Below are 20,858 nucleotides of genomic sequence, written 5' to 3'. Positions count from 1 at the left end.
TCAGGCGAGCGTCGCGGCCGCCATCATGAGCACCGCGATGCCCATCGTGAGCACCTGAGCGCGCTCGCCCCTGCGCGTCATGCGGGCGGCGAGGACGGCCGACGAGACGGCGTACGCCGCGCAGCCCGCCAGCACGAGCGCGTCGATCGGCACTCCGCCGTGCGCGTGCGCGTGCGAACCGGCAGACTCCGGGTGCGCGGCGACCATCGTCACCAGGAGCATCGCCATCGCGATCATGCCGATCGTCGTGTGCGCGAGCATCGGGCGCTCCCCGCGATCCCCGGCGAGGCGGCGGCGCGGTCGGCGCCACGCCGCCAGCGCGAGGGCGCCGCCGATCAGCGCCGCGGCCCAGTACACGCCCGCCACCCACCCCGTCAGCCATACGTCGAGCATCGCCAGCAGCATGAGCAGCGAGGCGGCCAGCTCGGGCAATCGCACGCGGCGCCGGTCCGCGGCCAGGCAGCAGGTGCCGATCGCGGTGGGGACCAGAGCCCCGGCGTGCAGCGTGAGCGCGATGTCGATGTGAGCCTCCGCGGGCGGCCCGTCGCCACCCGCACTCACTCGACCACGGGAGCCCGGCGTACCGCCAGAGTCGCGAGGCAAGCGTTCGCGTTCAGACATGTCGCCGGCGCGGGCGGTCAAGACGCCGCCCCTGACGCCCGCGGACACTGGACTCACCCCGCGGCGATGAACGTGCGGGCGATCCGAAGGAGACACCGATGTCCGATACCGCTCTGGTCGCCGATGAGCAGCGTCTGATCGACCGGGTGCAGGCGCCCGACGGTCAGGGCCGCGATGTTCCGGATGCCGCCACCCGCGAGGTGATCGGCCGGGCGCCCCTCCACACGGTCGCCGACCTCGATGACGCCGTCGCCCGCGCGAAGGCCGCGCAGCCAGCCTGGGAGGCGCTCGGCCACGAGGAGCGCAGCGCGATCCTCCTGCGCGCCGCCGACGCCATCGAGGAGAACGCGGAGGCACTGGCACGCCTCCTGTCCCGCGAGCAGGGCAAGCCTCTCAACGGCCCCAACGCCCGATTCGAGCTGGGCGCGTGCGCGGCCTGGCTGCGCACCAACGCGACGACGCCCCTCGAGGCGCAGACCATCGTCGACGACGAGTCCGGGCGCGCGAGCCTCTTCTACAAGGCCGCCGGAGTCGTCGGTGCGATCGGTCCGTGGAACTGGCCGCTCATGATCGGCATCTGGCAGATCGGGCCGTCCCTGCGGATGGGCAACACGGTGGTCGTGAAGCCGAGCGAGTACACGCCGCTGAGCGTGCTCGCCATGGTCGCCGTGATGAACGAGGTGCTGCCCGCCGATGTGCTCATCGCCGTCTCGGGAGACCGCGAGGCGGGGGCGCGCCTGGCGTCGCATCCCGACATCGCGAAGGTGATGTTCACCGGTTCGACTGCGACCGGGCGCAAGATCATCGAGAGCTCGGCGGGCAACCTCGCCCGCCTCACCCTCGAACTCGGCGGCAACGACGCGGGCATCGTGCTGCCCGGAGCCGACGCCCAGGCGATCGCCCAGGATCTCTTCTGGGGCGCCTTCATCAACACGGGACAGACGTGCGCCGCCCTCAAGCGGCTGTACGTGCACGAGTCGATCCACGACGAGGTGGTCGCGGCGCTGGCCGCGGTCGTGGAGCAGACGCCGATCGGCAACGGCCTCGACGAGCAGAACGTGCTCGGCCCGCTCCAGAACCGCGCGCAGTTCGACATCGTGAAGCGGCTCGTCGACGACGCCGTCGCCGCCGGCGGCCGCGTCGTCACCGGCGGTGCTCCCGCGCCCGAGCTCGGCGAGCTCTTCTTCCAGCCGACGCTGGTCGTCGACGTCGCAGACGGCGTGGCGCTGGTCGACGAGGAGCAGTTCGGGCCCGCCCTCCCGATCATCCGGTATTCCGACGTCGAGGAGGCGATCGCCAGCGCCAACGGGCTGGATGCCGGGCTCGGCGCCTCGGTCTGGGGCGACCGCGCCCAGGCCCTCGAGGTGGCGCCGCGACTGCAGGCGGGCACCGTCTGGATCAATCAGCACGGAGGGCTGCACCCGCTGGTGCCGTTCGGCGGCGTGAAGGCCTCCGGCTACGGACTCGAGTTCGGTGTCGAGGGACTCAAGGCGGTGGGGGTGCCGCAGGTGATCAGCGGCTGAGCCTGAACTCGGGAAGCGGGGGTCGGATGCATGGGGGGCGTCCGGCCCCCGCTGTCGTGCGGGTCAGCGGCCGGCGCGATAGGCCGACGGAGAGACGCCGTAGGCGGACTTGAAGGTGCGGCTGAAGTGCGCGGCATCGGGGAAGCCCCAGCGGGCGCCGACGCTCGAGACCGGCTGGTGGCCCCATGCGGGATCGAGCAGGTCGCGACGGCACTGCTCGAGCCGTCGCTGCCTGATCCAGGTCGAGACCGTCGTGCCCTCGGACTGGAAGAGCCCGTGCAGGTGGCGGGTGGAGATGAAGTGCGCCCGCGCGATGGTGCCCGGGCTCAGGTCCGCCTCGGACAGGTGCGCGTCGATGTACTCGTGGATGCGGCGGCGCAGCGCGTCGTGCGGGTCTGCGGTCGACGCCGCGGTGCCGAGCTCGTGGAGGAAGAGCGTCGTGACGAGGTCGACCGCGGCGTGGGACAGACGGGCCCCGGTGGCCTCGGGAAGCCCGTCGACGGCGCCGGAGAGCTGCGAGAGGAAGGGAGCGATCATCGCGCCCATTCCCTCGTCGCCCGAGAAGCGCACGGCCGTGAGCTGCTGCATCGTGGTGCTCGGCACCCCGAGCGCCTCGCGAGGGAGCATGAGCACGATGGTGCGCATCGACTCGTCGAAGACCAGGGAGTAGGGCCGGCTCGTGTCGTAGACGGCGAGGTCTCCCGGAGACAGCACGGTCTCGCGGCGATCCTGCACGAGCAGCGCCCGGCCGGCGAGCATGAGGCTCACCTTGAAGAAGGCGCGGTCGTCGCGTGCGATCAGGTCTGAGGTGCGCTCGACGGCGTGCGCCGAGGCGGTGACCTCGGTGAGGTGGATGCCGTCGAAGCTCGCGGCGCGGAGGGCGCCACGGAAGGACTCGTGCCCGGCGGAGCTCACGTGCAGGGGAACGAAGGAATCGTCGACGGCCGCGCGGAACGCGCTCAGGTCGATGGTCGCGGCGCCGGGCTCGGGGCGGGCGCGTGCGGAGAGGCTGGGCATCATCGGGTCACCTCGTTGAGACGCGGGATGCACAGATCATATACGATTCGCGCCGATTCGAGAAGTGGGCTCGGAGGGTCAAGGCCCGTGCATCGACGGGCAACCTCTGCGCGGGCGCCGCGCGCGACCATCGAAGTGCGCGGGCGCAGCGGCCCGCCGTCGCCAGCGAAGGAGATGGCCCACATGACCACCACAGTCCCCGCAACGAGAACCTCGGCCCATCGGCGCCTCGGGGTGCTCTCGGTCGCGTTCATGATCGTCGCCGCGTCGGCGCCGCTGACGGTCGTGGCCGGGGGAGCGACCAGCGCGTTCTCGGTCACCCACGTGCTCGGCATCCCGTTCGGCTACGTGGTGCTGGCTGCCGCGCTCGCCGTGTTCGCGGTCGGCTATGCCGCGATGAGTCGCTACATCACCAACGCCGGAGCCTTCTACGCCTACATCGCGCAGGGCATCGGCCGTCCGGTCGGCGTCGGCGCCAGCATCCTCGCCCTGATCGCCTACAACGCGATGCAGATCGGCATCTACGGGATGCTCGGCTTCCAGGTCTCGCTGTTCATCGAGTCGAAGACCGGGGCGGTGGTGCCGTGGTGGATCCCCGTCGCGGTCGCCGTCGTGATCGTGGCGATCATGGGGGTGAACCGCGTCGATCTGTCGGCCAAGGTGCTGGGCGTGCTCGTGGCGCTGGAGTTCGCCGTCGTGATCGTCTTCGACGTCGTCGCCTTCGCCAACCCCGCCGAGGGCCTCACCGCGGCGCCCCTCTCGCCCGCTGCGCTGTTCGTGCCGGGAGTGGGCGCGGTGCTCGCCTTCGGCATCGCGGCTTTCATGGGATTCGAGTCGGCAGCCCTCTACGGCGAGGAATCACGCGACCCGCGCCGCACGATCCCGCGCGCCACCTTCCTCGCCGTCGGCGTGATCGGCGTCTTCTACGCACTGTCGACCTGGGCGCTCGCGGTCGGCATCGGACCCGACAAGATCCTCGACCCCACCGGCATCTCCCCGGAGGAGGCCGGCCCGCCGCTGTTCTTCGACATCGTGGTCGCCAACCTGGGCGAGATCTGGGTGGACATCATGTCGATCCTGTTCATCACCAGCGTGTTCGCCGCCGTGGTGAGCTTCCACAACGCCGTGGCGCGCTACGCCTTCTCGCTGGGTCGTGAGGGCGTGCTGCCGCGGGGGCTCGCCCGCGTGCGCCGCGAGAGCGGTGCGCCGTGGGCGGGCTCGGTCGCCCAGACCGTGGTGGCCGTCGTCGTGCTGGCGGCGTTCGTCGTGGGGGAGACCGGGTGGGATGCCGCGGCCGGCCCCTACCCGGTGCTCACGCTGTTCACGTGGCTGACCAACCTCGGGGCCTTCGGACTCGTCCTGCTCATGGTGCTGGTCTCGCTCGCGGTCATCGGCTTCTTCGCCCGCGCGCCCCGCGACGTCGGCATCGGAGCGCGCGTGGTCGCCCCGGTCGTGTCCGCGCTCGCTCTGGGGACCGTCTGGGTGCTCATCCTCCTGAACTGGGATGTGCTCCTCGGCCAGCCCGAATCCACCCCGACCACTTTCATCCTCCCGGCGGTGCTCCTGGTGCCCGCCGCCGGGGCGGTGTTCTGGGCGCTGTGGCTGCGCCGTGCGCGCCCCGAGGTCTACCGGGAGATCGGCCACGGCGCCGAGGAGGCCGATCTCCCGCACCTCGGGGAGGGCGACACCGTGCCTCAGGAGGCTTCGGCCGCCTCGTAGGGGTCGAAGGCCGGGGGGTGCGCGGTGGTCGAGAGAAGGCGGCCGCGCGCCCCGAACGTGAAGTGGGTGCGGTCGATCCCGTTCTCGGCGAGGCCGAACAGCATGCCGTGGGACCGCAGGGCGTGGGCGCTGCGGTGATCGGCGATGGTGACCGATCCGCACGGGATCACCTTCTCGCGCCATGCGAAGACGTGGATGCCGGGGCGCAGCTGCCACATCGACACCTCGTCGGTGTCGGCGAGTCCCCGCTCGGGACCGGCGAGGCAGTGCCACGAGTACCAGTGCGGCGAGAGATACACGTGCTCGTACGCGTGGTGCTCGGAGTAGACCCACAGCACCCGCCGACCGAGCAGTTCGTTCGTCGGCGCGGGGGCGGGCGCGGTCGGCTCGACCCCGTCGATCCGCAGCGCGGTGAAGGTCTGCCCCACCGCCGTCGTGCCCGCACCCGGCGTGCGCAGCCGGCTGACGATCGACAGGGCGTGGCCGCCGCGCAGGTCCAGTACCAGCGAGCGCGCTTCGTCCGGGTCGTCGCGCACGCCGAACTCGACGTAGAACAGAGCGTCGTCCACCTCGAACACCTCGGTGTCGGCGGTGATCGTGCAGGCCGAGCGCGCGCCGTCTTCGGCGACGGTGGTGAACGTGCGCCCCCGCAGCGCCGGCGACAGCGGTGCGCGGCTCGCATCGAACCCCGGGGCGAGGCCGTCGAGCGGAAGCCAGGTGGTGGTGTCGGAGAGGTTGGTGGTCATGGTCGATGCCTTTCTCTTGCACGGATGGATGCTGCGCCGCGGCGCGCCCGTCAACCGGGCGCGGCGGTCAGTGCGCGGCGCGGAACGCGCGGGGCGAGACCCCGTACGCGGCCTTGAAGGTGCGACTGAAGTGCGCGGCCTCGACGAAACCCCAGGTGGCCCCGATCGCCGAGAGCGGCACGTGCCGCAGGGCCGGGTCGGCGAGATCGCGCTGACACCGTTCGAGGCGGCGCTGCCGGATCCACGACGACACCGTGGTGCCCTGGTCGTGGAAGAGACCTTGCAGGTGCCGCGTCGAGATGAAGTGCGCCGCGGCGATCGAGGAGAGGGTCAGCTCCGGGGAGCCGAGGTGCCGGTCGATGTGCGTGTGCACCCGCTGCAGCAGGGCGGTGTGCGGGTCGTCCACGGCCGCCGGTCCCAGGCGATCGAGGAAGAGCGTCGTCGCCAGATCGAGGGCGCTGCGCATGAGCCGCGCCCGCGTCGGCGCGGCAAGCTGCGCCGCCTGGGCGGACAGCTGGGCGAGGAAGGACGCGACGACGGCGGCCGCACCGTCGGCTCCGCCCAGCCGGGTGGCGGTCAGCTCCCGCATCTGCGACGGCGGTACGCCGATCCCATGCCGGGGCACCATGAGCACGATGGTGCGCATGGTGTCGTCGAAGACCAGCGCGTACGGCCGGCTCGTGTCGTACACGGCCAGGTCGCCCGGCGCGAGCACCGTCTCATGGTCGTCCTGGACGAGCATGCCGCTGCCGGCGACCATGAGGCTCAGCTTGTAGAACGCGCGGTCGTCGCGGGCGATGAGGTCGGTGGTGCGCTCGACGGCGTGGTCGGTGGCCCGCACCTCGGTGAGGTGGATGCTGTCAGCCGTCGTTCCGCGGATGCTGCCCCGGAACGACGCCGGGTGCGCGGTGCTCACCCGCAGCGGCACGAAGGAATCGCTCACGGCCGCGCGGAACGCGGCGAGATCGAAAGCCGGGGCCGATTCGACCGTCGCGCCCGCGCGCATCTCAGTCGCCGACATGTGCGAGCGCCTCTCCCAGAGACCGGATGACGATGGGATCGAACGCGGAGCGCTCGCCGGGCACCCACCGGACGCCGGTGAGCTCGGCGCCGGTCAGCCGGAAGGCGCCGTGCTGCTCGTGGAGGTCCCAGTCGACCGGGCTGCCGTAGTCGTAGCCGACGCTGATCCCGGTGAAAGGCGCCATGCCGACGAGCATGGGCACCCCGTCGATCCGTGCGACCTCGACGCCGTCCACCCGTGCGCGATAGCTGCAGCGCAGCTCGGGCTGTTCGGTGATCTCCAGCACGACATGTGCTCGATCGGCGATCCGCGTCTCGGCAGTCGCGCGGTGCATGCGGCCGTACGCGTTGTAGGACAGCCGGACCCGCCCGTCAAGGAGGGCGGCGAGATACCCACCGCCCTGATCGCCGTGCGCGATGAGGACCCCGTCGCCGTGGGCGGCGTTCTCGAGGTCGAGTTCGACCTCGAACGATCGGAGCACGGTGAGCCTGGCCGAACGGAAGCGTTCGAGCGGTGGACGGAACGGCTGCAGCCGCACCGGCTGCGACAGCGCGAGCTCGGTCTCCGGCCGCACGTCGTTGAGTCCTCGGTCGTCCTCCAGGGGGAAGACGGTGCTGCGCCACGCCTCGGCCCGCCACGCGGTCGCGAGCTGGCGCACGGCGTAGGGCCGGTCGGCCGCGAGGTCTCGCGTCTCGGTCGGGTCGTCGGCGAGATCGTAGAGCTCCCAGCGCTGCGCCGCATTCGGGTCGTCGGACAGCGGAAGAACCGCCTTCAGCCCATCGCGGTAGAGCGCCCGCTCGCCCCCGCACTCGAACAGCTGCGCGGCACGTCCGCGTCCGTCGGTGCGCAGGAGCGAGGTCGCGAAACTGCGCCCATCGGGCTCCACGGCGTCGAGACCACCGCGGGCGGCCAATCGCTCCACCCCGACGAGGTCGAGGATCGTCGGGGCGAGGTCGGAGACGAAGGCGTAGCCGTGACGCAGGGATCCGGCATCCACCTCGGGCATGGCCGGCCACGAGACGATCAGCGGGGCGTGCACGCCGCCCTCGTAGGTCGATCCCTTGAAGGCGCGGAAGGGCGTGTTCGAGACGCGCGCCCACCCCGCCGGGTAGTGGCTGAACACCCGTGGGCCGCCGATCAGTGCGGGGTCGCGGGCGATGTCGGTCTCCCAGCCCGCCGGCACGGGGTGCTCGATGCCGAACTGGGCGAAGTAGCTGCGGGTGCCCGACGGGCCGCCCTCCGCGGTGCCGCCGTTGTCGCTCGTGATGACGATGAGGGTGTCCTCCAGCTCGCCGCGCGCCTCGAGCGCCGCCGTCAGCCGTCCGACGCTCTGGTCGATCTCGTCGACCGCCGCCGCGTACGCCTCCATGTGGCGGGCGAACAGCAGCTGGTCCTGTGCCGACAGATCCTCCCAGGCGGGGATGCCGGCGTATTCCGGCAACGCGGCGTCGGGCAGCACGGCCTGCGCGGGCACGATGCCCCGTGCGCGCTGGCGGGCGAAGCGCTGCGCGCGCAGGGCGTCCCATCCGTCGGAATAGCGTCCGCGGTACTTCTCCATGTCGGCGGGCTTGGCCTGGATCGGGCCGTGCACCGCCGTGTGCGCGAAGTACAGGAAGAAGGGCTTGGCGGCATCGCTCTGGCGCAGGTCGTCGATCATGCCGATCGCGCGATCGGTGAGATCGTCGGTGAGGAAGTACCCGTCGGGGAACTCCGTGGCCTCCACCACCGAGTTGTCGGAGACCAGTCGGTGCGGATGATGGAGCGAGGTGAAGCCGTCCATGCAGCCGTAATAGCGGTCGAACCCGCGCTGCAGCGGCCAGGACGACTTCTCCGCCCCGTCGTGCAGCCGGGACTCGACGGTGAGGTGCCACTTGCCCACCATGAACGTCGCGTAGCCGCCGGCCCGCAGCGATTCGGCGAGGGTGGGCGCGTCGGCCGGCAGCTCGCACGAATAGCCGGGGTATCCCGGGTCGATGTGGGCGACGTAGCCGAACCCCGCCCGGTGGGGGTTGAGGCCGGTCATCAGCGCCGCGCGCGACGGCGAGCACATCGGGGCGGTGTGGTAATTCGTGAACGTGTACCCGGTCTCGGCGAGCCGGTCGATGTGCGGGGTGTCGATCTCGCCGCCGAAGGCCCCGAGATCGCTGAAGCCGAGGTCGTCGACGAGGATCACGACCACGTTCGGGCCGGTGGGTGCCGGGGGAGCGGGCCACCACGGCTGCGACGCGGAGGTCACCTCGCCCACGACCCCGCCGAACCGCTCGTAGCCGCGTGCCGCGGCATCCACTATCGGACCTTCCGGATCAGCTCGAGGATCTCGGTGCGCAGCTCGGTGAACCGGTGCTCGGCGCGCGTCGTGATCTGGTCGCGCGGCTCGGCGATGGCGACATCGAGGATGCGGGTGACGCGGGCCGGCTTCTCGCCGAGCACGATGACCCGGTCCGACAGGTAGACGGCTTCGTCGATGTCGTGCGTGACCACCACGATGGTCATGCCGAACTCCTCGCGGATGCGCAGGCAGAGGTCTTCGAGTTCGAAGCGGGTCTGGGCGTCGACCGAGGCGAAGGGCTCGTCCATGATGAGCACGTCGGGGCGGTAGGCGATCGCGCGGGCGATGGCGACGCGCTGCTGCATCCCGCCCGAGAGCTGCCACGGGTACTTCGCCTCCGCGCCGGCCAGACCGACCGCCTCGATGGCGCTCGAGACGCGCTCGGCGCGTTCCGCAGCGGGCAGGTGCAGGTGCTTGAGCGGCATCACCACGTTGCGCTCGACGGTGAGCCAGGGCATCAGCGAGCGGGTGTACTCCTGGAAGACGAGCGCGAGGTCGTCGGGCGGCCCGTCGATCACCTGTCCGTCGATCGCCGCGGTGCCCGAGGTCGCCGGCTGCAGGCCGGCGAGGCACTTCAGGAGGGTCGTCTTGCCGATGCCCGACGGCCCGACGATGCACGCGATCTCTCCCGCGTACACGTCGAACGTGAGGTCGGCGATGATCTCGAGCGGTCCGCTCTTGGTGGGGTACGACTTGGCGAGGCCCGAGACCGAGAGGCGAACGGGGGCGTCGGGGCGCGAATCGATGGTGGTCATGAGTCCTTTCCCATCTGCTGAGAAGCGATGTACCAACGCAGCACGCGGCGTCGGAGGAGCGCGAAGAGCGCGGAGGAGGCGTAGCCGATCACGCCGAGCAGGAGGATCCCCGCCCACATGTCGGCGATCGCGAACGATTGCTGGGCCAGGAGCGTGGCCGCCCCGAGTCCGGTCGACGACCCGAGCATCTCGCTCGCGATCATCACGATGAAGGCGACCTGCAGGCTCACCTGCATGCCCGAGAAGACCCGGGGGCTCGCCGCCGGGAGGACCACCTGCCAGAACCGCTGCCAGGCGGGGATGCCATACACCCGCGTCACCATGTTCGTGATCGGATCCACGGCGCGCACGCCGTCGATCGCGGCGATCAGCGTCGGGAAGAGCGCGGCGAGGGTGATGGAGAGGATGCGGGTCTCGTTGCCGAAGCCGATGAGCGACACGAAGATCGGCACCAGCGCCACCGGTGGGATCGCGCGGAAGAAGTGGAGGGTCGGCTCCACGAACCAGGCGAGCGGCCGGATGAGGCCGAGCAGGCTGCCGAGCACCACGCCGATCACGCTCGCCAGCGCGAACGAGATGACCAGGTTCAGCAGCGACGACCCCACGTTCACGGCGAACTGCGGCGTCTGAGACAGCGCGACGAGGCGTTCGAGGATGACCTGGAGCGGAGGGAAGAACGTATTGGTCGAGTTCGCCGACGCGATCCACCACGCCGCCAGCAGCAGGAGCGGAACCGCGACCTCGGCCGCGACGAGGAGCCAGCGCGGCGCGCGGCGGCGCGGTGAGCGTGCCGTCTTGCGTCGCAGGGCGATGGGACGGGTGGGCAGGAGCGTGGTCATCAGACCACCGCCTTCCGGTACTGGGGGTGCCAGTGCAGGAGGCGGCGCTCGCCCCACTGGCTGAGACCCTGCACGATCAGCCCGAGCACGCCGAGCACCAGAACGTACGCGAACAGCTGCGCCTGGTCGCCCGACAGCTGCGCCAGCAGGAGGCTCTGGCCGAGACCGGGCCCCCCGCCGAGGAGGCCGGCGACGACGGCGATGATCAGCGCGGTGGGAGCGGCCACCCGGATCGAGGTGCCGATGTAGGGCAGGGCACTGGGCAGAACGACACGGCGGAGGATCTCGCCGCGGCCCATGCCGTACGACCGGCTCGTGGCGAGGGCCACCGGGTCGGTGTCGAACACCCCGGCCGAGGTCTGCATCGTGATCGCGAAGACGCAGCCGAAGAACACGAGGAACGTGCCCATCTCCCAGGTGGGGCCGAGCACGAGCACGACGACCGGGAGGATGACGATCGGCGGGATGGGCTTGAGGAACTCCAGCGGCACACGCGTCGCGTGCAGAAGGAGCGGCGAGACCCCGATGCCGATGCCGAAGGCGATGCCGACGATCGTCGCGCCGAGGAGACCGCCGAGGGCCATCGCGAGGGTGCTCGCGGTCGCCTCCCACAGCTCCGGCGTGCCGACCAGTGCGAGGGCCTGGGCGATGGAGTCGAACGCCGTCGGCAGGGGGGAGTCGGCGAGCGGGCCGACCGCGGCGGCGGCCTGCCAGAGCATGACCGCTGTCGCGACGCCGGCCGCGCCGACGAGGAGTTGACGAAGTGAGGTGTTCATGTGATCACCGGGTGAGGTCCGATCGAGTGGGCGATGCCTCGGCGCGGCTCACGGCGCGAGGATGACGCCGTCCAGGTCCACGGTGCCGGGGAGGTAGCCGAGGGCAACGAGCTTGTCGTTCACCCGGCTGAGCTCGGCGTCGGTGACCTCGGTGGGCCAGTAGGGCACGGTCACCTCGTCGGGCGCCATCGACGACTCGGTGTAGGCGATGCCGGCTTCGACGGCTGCCGCGGAGTTCTCGTTCGCGTAGGCGTTGGTCTTGGCGATCGCGCGCTGGAAGGCGGCGATGGCGTCGGCCTTGGCTGCGACCGTCGACTCGCCCGCGGTCCACAGGCCCACCGCGCCCTCCTCGAAGAACTCCAGCCCCGGATAGGCCAGCACCGGCGAGCCGGCCGCCGCCGCCTGCCCGGTGAAGGGCGACACCAGTCCGGCCGCATCGGCGGTTCCGCTGGCCAGCGCCGACACCGCAGAGGTGAAGTCGAGCACCACCCAGTTGATGGTGGCCGGGTCGACGCCGGCGTCGACGGCGGCGTTCGCGATCGTGACCTCGAGCTGCGCCTGGCGGGCGGGCACCGCGACGGTCGCGCCGGCGAGGTCTTCGATCGACGTGATTCCCGAGTCGGGGCTGGCGTACAGGCCGGTGTCGTCGATCTCGGCCGGGTCTGACTCTTCGGCGGCGTTCTCGGCGTACCCGTCGGCCGCTGCCACCACCTGGAGCGGCACGCCCTGGTTGAGGGCGTTGAGCAGGGGGATGCTGGGCGCGTACGCGATGTCGACCTGGCCGCTCTGCGCGGCGGCGAGGCCGGCCGGCGGGTTCGCGACGATCGAGGTCTCGATCTCGAGACCCTCCTCGGCGAAGAACCCCTGCTCGATGCCGAGCTGGAGGGCGCCGTCGGAGAGCAGGCCGATCGTGGCGACCTTGAGCGTCGTGGTGCCTTCTGCGTCGCTGTCTGCGCCGGCGCCGTTCGCGCCTGCGGAACAGCCCGCGAGGGTGAGGACGAGTGCGGCGCCGGCCGCGAGGAGGGTCGAGGCCGTGCGGAGACGGCGGTGGGGCGTGGTCATGTGCGACTCCTTCGCATGGGATGAGCGGTGCGGGGTGGAGCAGCCCTCGGTGAACCGGGGGACGTCATCGAAACCCGGCTCGGAGACGGGCTTCTTCGCTTTCGTCACCAACTGGTGACTAAAAACTACCCCTGATTCTGCTCCCCGTGTGTTACGAGTGCATAACGATACGTAACCACTTGGAGACGAATAGGATGTGGGATACCGTCGGCTCACCGACAGAAGCGAGGACGAGGACGTGCCGAAGATCGTTGACCACGACGAGCGCCGCGAGCTCATCGTCGACGCCACCTGGCGCCTGATCGAGCGCGGCGGGTTCGAGAGCGCGACGATGCGCGAGATCGCCGCCGAGGCGGGCTTCGCGCATGGGGCGCTGCAACGCTATTTCCCCAACAAGGAGAGTCTTCTCGCCGCGGCCTTCGTGCGTGCGCATACGCGCACCAACGCGCGCGCGGCCGACGAACTGCGGGACGAGCGCGGCCTCGCGGCCCTGCGCGCCCTGTGCCTCGAGATCATGCCGATGCGCCGGGAGCAGGTCCAGGAGGCCCGCGTGGTCGTGGCGTTCTGGGACCGAGCCGTGCAGAACCGCGAGCTGTGGACGGCGCACCGCGAGAACGCGTCGAACTGGCGCGCCCAGATGCGCACGTTCCTGGATCAGGCGCGCGACGACGGGGAGATCGGCGACGACGTCGATCCCGACGTGGTGATCGACCAGATCTCGGCGATGAACGCCGGCCTCCAGATCATGTGCCTGCTGATGCCCGAGACGGCGACGCAGGAGCGCCAGATCGCCGCTCTCGACGACCTGATCGACCGGCTGCGCACGCGCAGCGGCGCGCAGCGCTGACTTCGCGGAAGCGCGTCAGCGGGCGCGCTCCCAGCGCACCACTCCGTCCACCACCGTCATGTCGACGGCGAGGTCACGGAGCCGGTCGACCCGGTCGGAGTCCGGGAGCCGGTCTGAGAGGACGATGAGATCAGCGGCGAACCCGGGGGCCAGGCGGCCCTTGAAATCGGCCGCGCCATCGAGTCGCGCGGCGAGCACGGTCATCATCGCGATGGCGTCGGTGAGGCTCACCGCCTCGTCGTCTCCCGGGCGCGGGGCACCGTCGATCTGCGCGCGCTGCACGGCCGTGATCGCCGCTTCGCGCCAGTCCGGGCTGACCACCGGGGCATCCGACGACAGCGTGACGGTCACGCCCGCCCGCAGTGCGGAGCCCAGCGGCTGGCGCACGCTCTGGCGTTCGGGGCCGAGCAGATCGAGGCCGATGCCGCACACCATGCGGGAGATCACCGGATTAGCGGTCCAGCCGATCCCGTCCCGGGCGAGGGCGGGCATGCCCTCCGCCGTGAGGAAGTCGCCGTGGATGATGTACGGGAGTGCTCCGCGGTCGCCTTCGGGGAGGGCGCGCAGCGCCTCGACCACCTCGTCCGATGCCGCGTCACCGGTCGCGTGGATGCCCGCCTGCCACCCGCGCGCGCCGATCTCGCGCAGGATGCCGCGCAGGGTGTCCGAGCGCTCGTCATCGTCTGCGCCGGCCACCGCGAGCGACCCCCTCGTGCCGTGCGGCCCGTACGGGTCGCGGTGGAATGCCGTGCCGCTGCGCTGGATGCCGTCGGCGAAGACCTTGACCCCGGCCACCCGCAGCGTGCGAGGGTCGATGCGGTCGGGGACCAGCGACGGCAGGGGGCCGTCGAGACCCTCCCGCACGGTGTCGACGCTCTCTCCGCCCGTTCCGCTGAACGTCAGCAGCACCGTCGTGCGCACGTGCAGCTCGTCGTCGTCGGCGAGTGACGCGAGCGCCTCGAGGGCGAGGGGCGAGGGCGAGCCGTCGAAGAGGGTCGTGTGCCCCGGTCCGATGCCGGGATCGGTGGCGGAGGTGATCCCCAGCGCGAGGAGGTCCTGCTGTGCACGCCGGAGCACATCCCGCAGTGCGTCCCGCGACACCGGCGGCATCGCCGTGAGCACGAGCGCCGTCGCGCTGTCGGTGAACACGCCGGTCGGGACCCCGTCCTCGCGCGCGACGACCCCGCCCGGCGGATCCGGTGTCTCGGCGTCCACGCCGATCCGCTCCAGCGCGGCCGTGCCGACCAGCAGCTGGTGGCCCGTTCGATCGAACAGGGCGGTGGGGACATGCTCGAGTCCGTGCGCGCGCAGGGCCGCATCGACGTCGCGCGCGGTTCCGGGGCGTCCGAGCGCCGACGCGTCCCACCCCTGCGCCCGAATCCACCCGTCGGCACCGATCGCCTCGGCGGTGAGCACGTCGGCGAGACCGGACCAGTCGCCGATCACCCGCGCGGAGACATCGAGGAGTCCGTATCGGGCCATCGCGTAGCAGACGAGATGGAGGTGCGTGTCGTTCACACCGGGGAGCACCGTGCGGCCCGCCAGCTCCACCACACGCGTCCGACGCCCGATCTCGCGCAGTGCGGCGTCTCCGGTGGCGGTGATCTCGCCACCGCCGATCGCGATCGCGGTGGTGTGGCCCGGGTCGGATCCGGGACTCCAGTCGGCGAACGTCAGGATGGTTCCGCCGCGCAGGACGAGGTCGGCCGGCATGTCAGTGCCCGCACTCGCAGGCGCCGCCGCCGCAGCATCCCGACCCGCCTTGTGGCGCGCGCGCGTGGGCCTGGGAGGACTCGGGCACGTCCATCGCCGGATTCACGTCGAAGAACCCGTAGGGCTTGAACCAGAACCCCGCGTAGTCCACCGGCATGATGGGCCAGTCCTCGGGGCGCGGCACGTGCGTGAGACCGAACGTGTGCCACAGCACGAGGTCCTCGCCGTCGATCGACCGGTCGTCTGCGGTGTAGGCGGGCAGGCCCGCGCCGCCCTGGTGCGCGTTCGGGTACCTGCCGCCGGGCCAGCGCTCGTCGCGGTCGAAGGCGGTGGCCCACAGGTGCTTGGTCGCGAAGGCGGCGCGTGCGGCCACCGTCGAGGCCGGGTCGGCCATCAGCAGCGCCGTCGGCTGCGGAAGCAGGTGGTAGGCCGTCGGCTTGCCGATGTGGTTCCTCTTCGACGCGCTCTGCACCTCCCATACGCGGGCGACGGAGGTGTCGGCCTCGCGTCGCGCAGAGAGCTCGCTGGTCAGCGGCGTCTCCTTCCACGTGAACGCATTGCCGAAGGGGTTGTCCTCGCCCATCGGGATGCGTGCGGCGTCGATCTCCACGAGCCGGTTGTCCTCGCCGTCGATCGCGACGTCCAGGCGGGCGCTGAACAGGTGCTGGTGCACGGGAGCGAACACACCGGGCGCGATCTCGGGCGCGTGGCGATTCGTCGTCCCCGGGATGCCGCCGCCCACGAACACGATGCCCGTCGCCTTCGCCTCGACCTGGATCGAGCCGTCGAGGTAGAAGTACCAGTAGAAGCCGTAGTCGTAGTTGCCGATCGTCGAGAAGTAGGACACGACGAGGCGACGCGAGCGACGCACCTCCGCACCGACACCGGGTTCGGTGTGCTTCCAGAGGATGCCGTAGTCCTCCTCGTGCATGCACACCACGTTCGGGATCCGCACCGGGTGCCCGTGGTCGTCGGCCACGAAGCCGTCGAAGTAGCGGATGACCCCGAGGCAGTCGCAGCCGAGCTCGAGGTGGTTCGCGTTCTTGCCCAGGAGATACTCACCGGCGTCGAAGTAGCTGATCCAGAAGCGGGTCGGGCTCGTGTCGCCGTAGGGCACGACCATCTCGGGCACGCTCGCGCGGGTGAGGATCGAGCGCCCGTCGAACGCCACGTCGTGGAGCACGAGGCCTTCGCGCGCGTTGAAGTCGACGCGCATCGTCCAGTTCTCCCACTGCACGAACGACCCGTCGACGTGGAAGCTCGGCCCCTCGGGCTGGATGATCTCGATCGGCTTGAGCGATTCGCGCGCCGGCCCGACGGCATCGGGCGTGTACTTGCCGCTGCCGCTCGGCACCGGCACGTCTCCCTCGTCCTCGACGCCGATGACGCGGTTCTCGATGAGGTCGATGTGGACGATCAGGCCCTCGACGGGGTGAGCCCACGGGATGTCGTCCTCCGCGTCGCGCAGGAAGGTCAGCGAACGGATGACGCGGCGGCCCACCTCGTTCGCGCGACCCACGAAGCCGGGGGCCAGGGGCGAGCAGAACGCCAGCTCCATCCGGTCGGCCAGACCTCGCCGGGTCATCGCCGACTGCCATTCGGGGGAGGCCTTGGCGATGGCCGCCGCCCGCTCGTACTCCTCGAAGAGATACTGCGGCTGGCCGTAGGGGGCCGCCGCCGGATCATGTTCGCGTCGGGTGAGGACGTCGCCGCGCGTGACGGAGACGACGACCTCGGTGACCGCTCCCGTCGAAGTGTCCAGGAGCGTGGCATCCACTCGGCGATCGACCGCGCGGCCGGTGGCCCGGAAATCGGCCATCTCGGACTTGTCGGGTTCGTAGGGGAGGAGCATCGGCACGCGGGTGGACTCCGTGAGAAGCCCCGCGTTCACGAGGATCTCACGCGTGCGCTCGATGTCGTCGGCCGTGAGCGGATCGAGAGGGTGACGGGCAGCAGCCGTCGGGAGGTCGTCGTGGGCGTCGACGAGGGCGGGGCCGTGGTGCGGGGTCTGGGACATGGCGGGATCCTCCATCCTGCGTCCCAGCATGACCCCTCTCCTCATCGGGGGCTTGTCTGCACGCGCACGCCCCCTGACCATCGGCGCGGGATGTGCGGCCGGCTCAGCGCAGCGGAGCGCGGTGCGGGATCACGACCGGCTTGGTGTCGTGCGCGGCCCGCTCGGGGCGCCGACGGAACCGTCGACCGGTCACGGTGACCGGGGTCAGGCTCACGTAGTCGTTCTTCGCCGTGGGGCTCGCTGTGGCCAGCCCCAGCACGCCGGATGCCACGATGTCGTCGTCGCTGTCCATGCGCTCCGCCTCGGCGTGGATGACCACGCTCCAATGGAAGCGCTCGTCGGCGCCGTCGACCTCGAACGCCACCGATGCGTCTTCGGAGAGCCGCCGGAGCTTGGTGCCCGGTGCCGAGCGGAAGTAGATGCGTCCGGCGTGCACCGTGAAGTTGATGGGGAACACGTCGGGCTGTCCGTCGGGAGTCGACACCGCGAGTCGTGCGAGCGGGGTCGACTCCACGAGGCGCCAGCACTCGCCGGTCGATAGTTCCTCCACCCCCAGCGCTGCCGGCGACGGCTGCTCGGGAGCAGGGGAGGCGAGATAGGGGTTGGCCGCCTCGTCGTCGGTGCGCACGCCGACCGGGGTCGGCCGTGCGGTCGTCTGAACGCTCATGATCAGTCCGGTCCTTTCCGCTGGGTTATATCGAGGTTGGTCCTCGATACGCCGCGCGTACAGGGTCGGAGGTCCCACCGCGTTCAGCGCCCGCGCGCCAGCGAGGATCAGGTGCCGCTCGAGTCATCGTCGGTGGAGCCGTCGTCGGTGGAGCCGTCATCTGGGGTGTCGTCGTCCGTGGTGGTGTCGTCGTCGTCGTCATCGTCGTCGTGGTTCCACCCGCGATCGCCGTGCCGGTCTTCACGCTGCTGGCTGTCGTCGCCGAACCCGGGGCCGCGCCGGTCGCCGAAGCCGTCGCCGGGCGCGCCCGGCATGTTCTGCTCCTGGAAGCCGGCGCGGTCGAACCCGCCGACACCGCGAGCGGTCGCCCATCCTGCGCCGAAGCCGATGCCCAGCAGCACGACGCCGGCCACGGCGGCGGCGGTCACCTGCACCCACAGGCGGCGGTACCAGGGAGTGGATGCCGCAGCCGCAGCCTGCGGGGCTGCCGGTGCCGTCGCGGGGGCGGCCGAGGAGGCCTCGGGGGCGGGTGGGCGCGGCGGGATCGGTGTCGCACCGGGATCGGACGACACCGGCGTCGTCGGGGCGGTCGGGGTCGGCGGCGTGTCGGCCGCCGGGCTCTCGTCGGCGGGATCGCGGGGTTCGGTGTTCTCGGACATGCCCCGACTCTCCCCGGGCGATTCCAAGGTCTCTCAAAGAGTCGGGTGCTCTGGGCGAACTCATAACGAGCCGATAGCCGGCGTTCAGCGACGGCGGACTAACGTTCGCGCCGGGGCAGGGTGAGCACGAACACCGCTCCCGTGGGGGAGTTCTCCTCCACCCGCACCGAGCCCCCGAATCGCGTCGCGATGTCGCGCACGAGTGCGAGACCGAGCCCGAACCCGCGGCGCGTGTTCGGTTCGGGCGGCGTCGAGCGGGTGAAGCGCTCGAACACGCGTTCGCGATCGGCCGCGGCGATGCCCGGCCCGGTATCGGCCACGCGGATCTCGACGCTGCGACCCGCCGCGACCGCGGAGACGGCGACCCGGCTGCCGCGGGGTGCATGGCGCACGGCGTTGTCGAGGAGCGCGGTCAGGGCCCGCCCCAGCCCGATGCGGTCGGCCGCGACGGGCGGCGCGTGTGCGACATCCACGTCGATCACCACGCCGACATCCTCCGCGGGAGGCGAGATCACACGCACCGCGTCCGAGGTGGCATCGGCCACGCTGGTCACCGCCGCGTCGTCTCCCGTCTGCGTCCCGGCGGCCTCCGCCGTGACGAGCAGGTCGGTGAGCACGGCATCCATCACCGCGGCGTCGCGCTGCAGATCGCCCAGCACTCCGCCGACGTCGCCGCCGCGCGCGGCCCGGTGCTGTGCGAGCTGGATGCGGCTGGTGAGCGTGGTCAGCGGTGTGCGCAGCTCGTGGCTCGCGTCGGCGACGAAGGCGCGCTGCACCTCCAGCGCCTGCGCGAGCGGTGCGGATGCCCGCCGCGCGGCGTACCACGCGATGAACCCGAGGGCGATGACCCCGAGCACCCCCAGCACGAGGGCGATCGGAAGGATGTCGTCGAGATCGACGACGCGGCGCGCGCCCGGGCCTCCTTCCGGGAAGCCGGCACCGTCGTCCCCGCCGAAGCGCGGCGGCCGGCGGTCGGTCTGCGACGACGCGAGCATCACCGCGACGGTGACGGAGGTCACCGTGGCGACCACACCCGCCGACGCGAGGCCCACCCACAGGCCCACCCGCAGGGCGGACCGCTGCACGCGCGCCCGGTCGGACGCTGCGAGGTCGTCACGCCCATTCATCGCGGCGTTCCGCTCCGGTAGCCCCGCGCGCGGACCGTGTCGATGATCTCGGGCGTGGACTTCCGGCGGATGTAGTGCACGTAGGTGTCGACCGTGGCGGCCGATCCGCCCGGGAACACGCTGCTGAGGATCTCCTCGCGACTGAACACGTGCTCGGGGCTGGAGGTGAGAAGCTCCAGCAGGTCGGTCTCGGCCTGGGTGAGGGCGATGCGTCCCTCGACAGGCGAGTAGAGCGCGAGCGAGTGCGGCGTGAACACCCAGTCGCCCAGCTCGCGCCGGTCGCCCGCGCCGCGTCCGCGTTGGAGCGCGCGCAGGCGGGCGCGCAGCTCCTCGATGTCGAACGGCTTGACGAGGTAATCGTCGGCGCCGCCGTCGAGCCCGCTGACGCGGTCCTCGAGCGCGCCGAGCGCCGTGAGCATGATCGCCGGCGTGGCGATCCTCGCCGTGCGCACCGCCTCGAGCACGTCGAGTCCGGACATTCCCGGCAGCCGGCGATCGACCACCATCACGTCGTATCGGCGTGACAGCGCGCGGCGCACGGCGTCTTCGCCGGTGAGAGCGTGATCGACGTCGTAGTCCTCCGCGAGCAGCTCCACGACGATCGCCGCGATCTCCTGCTCGTCCTCCACGTAGAGCAGTCGCGGGCGTGAAGCGCGGTCGGCGGACATGGCGCGGCTCAGCGAGTGGCGTCCTGGCGTCGCACGATCTCCGCGATCCAGGCGGGAGCGAACGGGGAGGTGCAGTTCGGCGGGGTCGGATAGTCCTTGAGCACCTCGAGCCGCTCGCCGATGTCGATCGCGCGGGCACGTCGGTCGGGGTGCGAGATGCCGATCTGCGCCAGCGTGTGGTTCATCTCCCATTGCAGGCGATCGGGCGCCGACGCCATCTCGACCTCGATCCGGTCGAGCAGGCCGTCGAGATCCAGCCCCTCGGGCTTCTTGGCGACGCGCTCGGTGGTCAGGGTCCATCCCGCGCTCGCGACGATCGGGTCGCCGTCGGCGAGCCAGGCGATGCGCAGCGCTTCTGCGTGAGGGCTCTTCTTCACGATGTAGCTCACGAGCCACTCGTGGACCTTCGGCGTGCGGGCCTCGCGGAGCATGCGGTCGAGATCCGCGAGGGCGTAGGTGCGCGGACGGGAGATGAGGATGGCGAGGAGCCTCGCGGCCGAGTCGTCGGTCGCCCACAGGGCGAGCGCGAGGTCGGGCTGCACCTTGAGGCGCTTGGCGATCGCGCGCAGCTGGCCGAGGTTCACCGCGTGGTCGTCGCCATGGCGTGCGTTCACGTCGCCGATCCGTGCGTCCGCGAGATCGGCCAGCTCGGCCAGGATCTGGGCGGTGGTCGGCGTCGCAAGTGTCGTGTCGGTCACAGCGTCCTCCTCGGGTGCCTCCACAGCCTACGTCTGGGCCCATCCCCGGAAACA

General features: G+C 71.2%; 19 protein-coding genes. 3 read left to right on the top strand and 16 right to left on the bottom strand.

Going from position 1 to position 20,858, the window contains the following annotated elements; translation table 11 throughout:
• Entirely contained in the window at window positions 1–561 is a 561-nt protein-coding gene (locus HQM25_RS14690; protein ID WP_172990904.1) for a hypothetical protein, read from the bottom strand.
• Between the two features lie 158 nt (window positions 562–719).
• On the opposite strand from HQM25_RS14690, the gene HQM25_RS14685 reads away from it, so the two are divergent.
• Window positions 720–2,144, top strand: a complete 1,425-nt coding sequence (locus HQM25_RS14685) for an aldehyde dehydrogenase family protein (RefSeq protein WP_172990903.1) — start codon at window positions 720–722, stop codon at window positions 2,142–2,144.
• Between the two features lie 63 nt (window positions 2,145–2,207).
• Here HQM25_RS14685 and HQM25_RS14680 read toward each other — a convergent pair whose 3' ends face one another.
• A complete protein-coding gene (locus HQM25_RS14680) occupies window positions 2,208–3,164 on the bottom strand; it encodes a helix-turn-helix domain-containing protein (protein WP_254359381.1) in 957 nt (318 codons plus the stop codon).
• A gap of 180 nt (window positions 3,165–3,344) precedes the next feature.
• Here HQM25_RS14680 and HQM25_RS14675 point away from each other — a divergent pair, with 180 nt between their 5' ends.
• Complete coding sequence (locus HQM25_RS14675; RefSeq protein ID WP_254359379.1) at window positions 3,345–4,880, top strand: APC family permease; 1,536 nt, start codon at window positions 3,345–3,347, stop codon at window positions 4,878–4,880.
• Here the strand turns inward: HQM25_RS14675 and HQM25_RS14670 are convergent.
• The 7 genes from HQM25_RS14670 to HQM25_RS14640 form a co-directional block, all read right to left on the bottom strand.
• Window positions 4,856–5,626, bottom strand: coding sequence for a MoaF C-terminal domain-containing protein (locus HQM25_RS14670; RefSeq protein ID WP_172990901.1), 771 nt, complete (start codon window positions 5,624–5,626; stop codon window positions 4,856–4,858). The genes HQM25_RS14675 and HQM25_RS14670 overlap by 25 nt on opposite strands.
• Window positions 5,627–5,693: 67 nt before the next feature.
• Entirely contained in the window at window positions 5,694–6,647 is a 954-nt protein-coding gene (locus tag HQM25_RS14665; RefSeq protein ID WP_254359377.1) for a helix-turn-helix domain-containing protein, read from the bottom strand.
• Window positions 6,634–8,934, bottom strand: a complete 2,301-nt coding sequence (locus HQM25_RS14660) for an arylsulfatase (RefSeq protein WP_254359375.1) — start codon at window positions 8,932–8,934, stop codon at window positions 6,634–6,636. The genes HQM25_RS14665 and HQM25_RS14660 overlap by 14 nt, the downstream gene beginning before the upstream one ends.
• Window positions 8,934–9,731, bottom strand: a complete 798-nt coding sequence (locus HQM25_RS14655; protein ID WP_172990900.1) for an ABC transporter ATP-binding protein — start codon at window positions 9,729–9,731, stop codon at window positions 8,934–8,936. The genes HQM25_RS14660 and HQM25_RS14655 overlap by 1 nt, the downstream gene beginning before the upstream one ends.
• Window positions 9,728–10,570, bottom strand: a complete 843-nt coding sequence (locus HQM25_RS14650; protein ID WP_172990899.1) for an ABC transporter permease — start codon at window positions 10,568–10,570, stop codon at window positions 9,728–9,730. Before HQM25_RS14650 ends, HQM25_RS14655 begins: the two co-directional genes overlap by 4 nt.
• Entirely contained in the window at window positions 10,570–11,346 is a 777-nt protein-coding gene (locus HQM25_RS14645; RefSeq protein ID WP_172990898.1) for an ABC transporter permease, read from the bottom strand. Before HQM25_RS14645 ends, HQM25_RS14650 begins: the two co-directional genes overlap by 1 nt.
• Window positions 11,347–11,394: 48 nt before the next feature.
• Window positions 11,395–12,408, bottom strand: coding sequence for an ABC transporter substrate-binding protein (locus HQM25_RS14640; protein ID WP_172990897.1), 1,014 nt, complete (start codon window positions 12,406–12,408; stop codon window positions 11,395–11,397).
• 238 nt (window positions 12,409–12,646) lie between these two features.
• Here HQM25_RS14640 and HQM25_RS14635 point away from each other — a divergent pair, with 238 nt between their 5' ends.
• On the top strand, window positions 12,647–13,255 hold the full coding sequence (locus HQM25_RS14635) for a TetR/AcrR family transcriptional regulator (protein WP_172990896.1): 609 nt from the start codon (window positions 12,647–12,649) through the stop codon (window positions 13,253–13,255).
• A 15-nt stretch (window positions 13,256–13,270) separates the two neighbouring features.
• On the opposite strand, the gene HQM25_RS14630 is transcribed toward HQM25_RS14635, so the two are convergent.
• From HQM25_RS14630 to HQM25_RS14600, 7 genes are all read right to left on the bottom strand, one after another.
• Window positions 13,271–14,968 carry an amidohydrolase gene (locus HQM25_RS14630; protein ID WP_172990895.1) on the bottom strand — a complete coding sequence of 566 codons (1,698 nt, stop codon included), beginning with the start codon at window positions 14,966–14,968 and terminating at the stop codon, window positions 13,271–13,273.
• 1 nt (window position 14,969) lies between these two features.
• Window positions 14,970–16,985 carry a primary-amine oxidase gene (locus HQM25_RS14625; protein ID WP_172990894.1) on the bottom strand — a complete coding sequence of 672 codons (2,016 nt, stop codon included), beginning with the start codon at window positions 16,983–16,985 and terminating at the stop codon, window positions 14,970–14,972.
• Window positions 16,986–17,088: 103 nt separating this feature from the next.
• On the bottom strand, window positions 17,089–17,652 hold the full coding sequence (locus HQM25_RS14620; RefSeq protein ID WP_172990893.1) for a pyridoxamine 5'-phosphate oxidase family protein: 564 nt from the start codon (window positions 17,650–17,652) through the stop codon (window positions 17,089–17,091).
• Between the two features lie 107 nt (window positions 17,653–17,759).
• Window positions 17,760–18,311, bottom strand: a complete 552-nt coding sequence (locus HQM25_RS14615) for a hypothetical protein (RefSeq protein ID WP_172990892.1) — start codon at window positions 18,309–18,311, stop codon at window positions 17,760–17,762.
• Between the two features lie 98 nt (window positions 18,312–18,409).
• Window positions 18,410–19,438 (bottom strand): sensor histidine kinase, encoded by a 1,029-nt coding sequence (locus HQM25_RS14610; protein WP_172990891.1) that lies wholly within the window; start codon window positions 19,436–19,438, stop codon window positions 18,410–18,412.
• Window positions 19,435–20,106, bottom strand: a complete 672-nt coding sequence (locus HQM25_RS14605) for a response regulator transcription factor (protein ID WP_172990890.1) — start codon at window positions 20,104–20,106, stop codon at window positions 19,435–19,437. Before HQM25_RS14605 ends, HQM25_RS14610 begins: the two co-directional genes overlap by 4 nt.
• Before the next feature lie 8 nt (window positions 20,107–20,114).
• Window positions 20,115–20,804 carry a DNA alkylation repair protein gene (locus HQM25_RS14600; RefSeq protein WP_172990889.1) on the bottom strand — a complete coding sequence of 230 codons (690 nt, stop codon included), beginning with the start codon at window positions 20,802–20,804 and terminating at the stop codon, window positions 20,115–20,117.
• Window positions 20,805–20,858 lie beyond the last annotated feature (54 nt).

The organism is Microbacterium hominis (assembly GCF_013282805.1).
Taxonomy (GTDB): domain Bacteria; phylum Actinomycetota; class Actinomycetes; order Actinomycetales; family Microbacteriaceae; genus Microbacterium; species Microbacterium hominis_B.
The sequence above is the reverse complement of the archived record's forward strand: the minus strand, read 5'-3'. Positions and strand labels throughout refer to the sequence as shown.

What these genes read in the sequence shown, in the direction of transcription:
- HQM25_RS14685 (WP_172990903.1), top strand. Translation starts at nt 720, where the DNA reads ATGTCCGATACCGCTCTGGTCGCCGATGAGCAGCGTCTGATCGACCGG.
- HQM25_RS14680 (WP_254359381.1), bottom strand. Translation starts at nt 3,164, where the DNA reads ATGATGCCCAGCCTCTCCGCACGCGCCCGCCCCGAGCCCGGCGCCGCG.
- HQM25_RS14675 (WP_254359379.1), top strand. Translation starts at nt 3,345, where the DNA reads ATGACCACCACAGTCCCCGCAACGAGAACCTCGGCCCATCGGCGCCTC.
- HQM25_RS14670 (WP_172990901.1), bottom strand. Translation starts at nt 5,626, where the DNA reads ATGACCACCAACCTCTCCGACACCACCACCTGGCTTCCGCTCGACGGC.
- HQM25_RS14665 (WP_254359377.1), bottom strand. Translation starts at nt 6,647, where the DNA reads ATGTCGGCGACTGAGATGCGCGCGGGCGCGACGGTCGAATCGGCCCCG.
- HQM25_RS14655 (WP_172990900.1), bottom strand. Translation starts at nt 9,731, where the DNA reads ATGACCACCATCGATTCGCGCCCCGACGCCCCCGTTCGCCTCTCGGTC.
- HQM25_RS14650 (WP_172990899.1), bottom strand. Translation starts at nt 10,570, where the DNA reads ATGACCACGCTCCTGCCCACCCGTCCCATCGCCCTGCGACGCAAGACG.
- HQM25_RS14645 (WP_172990898.1), bottom strand. Translation starts at nt 11,346, where the DNA reads ATGAACACCTCACTTCGTCAACTCCTCGTCGGCGCGGCCGGCGTCGCG.
- HQM25_RS14640 (WP_172990897.1), bottom strand. Translation starts at nt 12,408, where the DNA reads ATGACCACGCCCCACCGCCGTCTCCGCACGGCCTCGACCCTCCTCGCG.
- HQM25_RS14630 (WP_172990895.1), bottom strand. Translation starts at nt 14,968, where the DNA reads ATGCCGGCCGACCTCGTCCTGCGCGGCGGAACCATCCTGACGTTCGCC.
- HQM25_RS14625 (WP_172990894.1), bottom strand. Translation starts at nt 16,985, where the DNA reads ATGTCCCAGACCCCGCACCACGGCCCCGCCCTCGTCGACGCCCACGAC.
- HQM25_RS14620 (WP_172990893.1), bottom strand. Translation starts at nt 17,652, where the DNA reads ATGAGCGTTCAGACGACCGCACGGCCGACCCCGGTCGGCGTGCGCACC.
- HQM25_RS14615 (WP_172990892.1), bottom strand. Translation starts at nt 18,311, where the DNA reads ATGTCCGAGAACACCGAACCCCGCGATCCCGCCGACGAGAGCCCGGCG.
- HQM25_RS14610 (WP_172990891.1), bottom strand. Translation starts at nt 19,438, where the DNA reads ATGAATGGGCGTGACGACCTCGCAGCGTCCGACCGGGCGCGCGTGCAG.
- HQM25_RS14605 (WP_172990890.1), bottom strand. Translation starts at nt 20,106, where the DNA reads ATGTCCGCCGACCGCGCTTCACGCCCGCGACTGCTCTACGTGGAGGAC.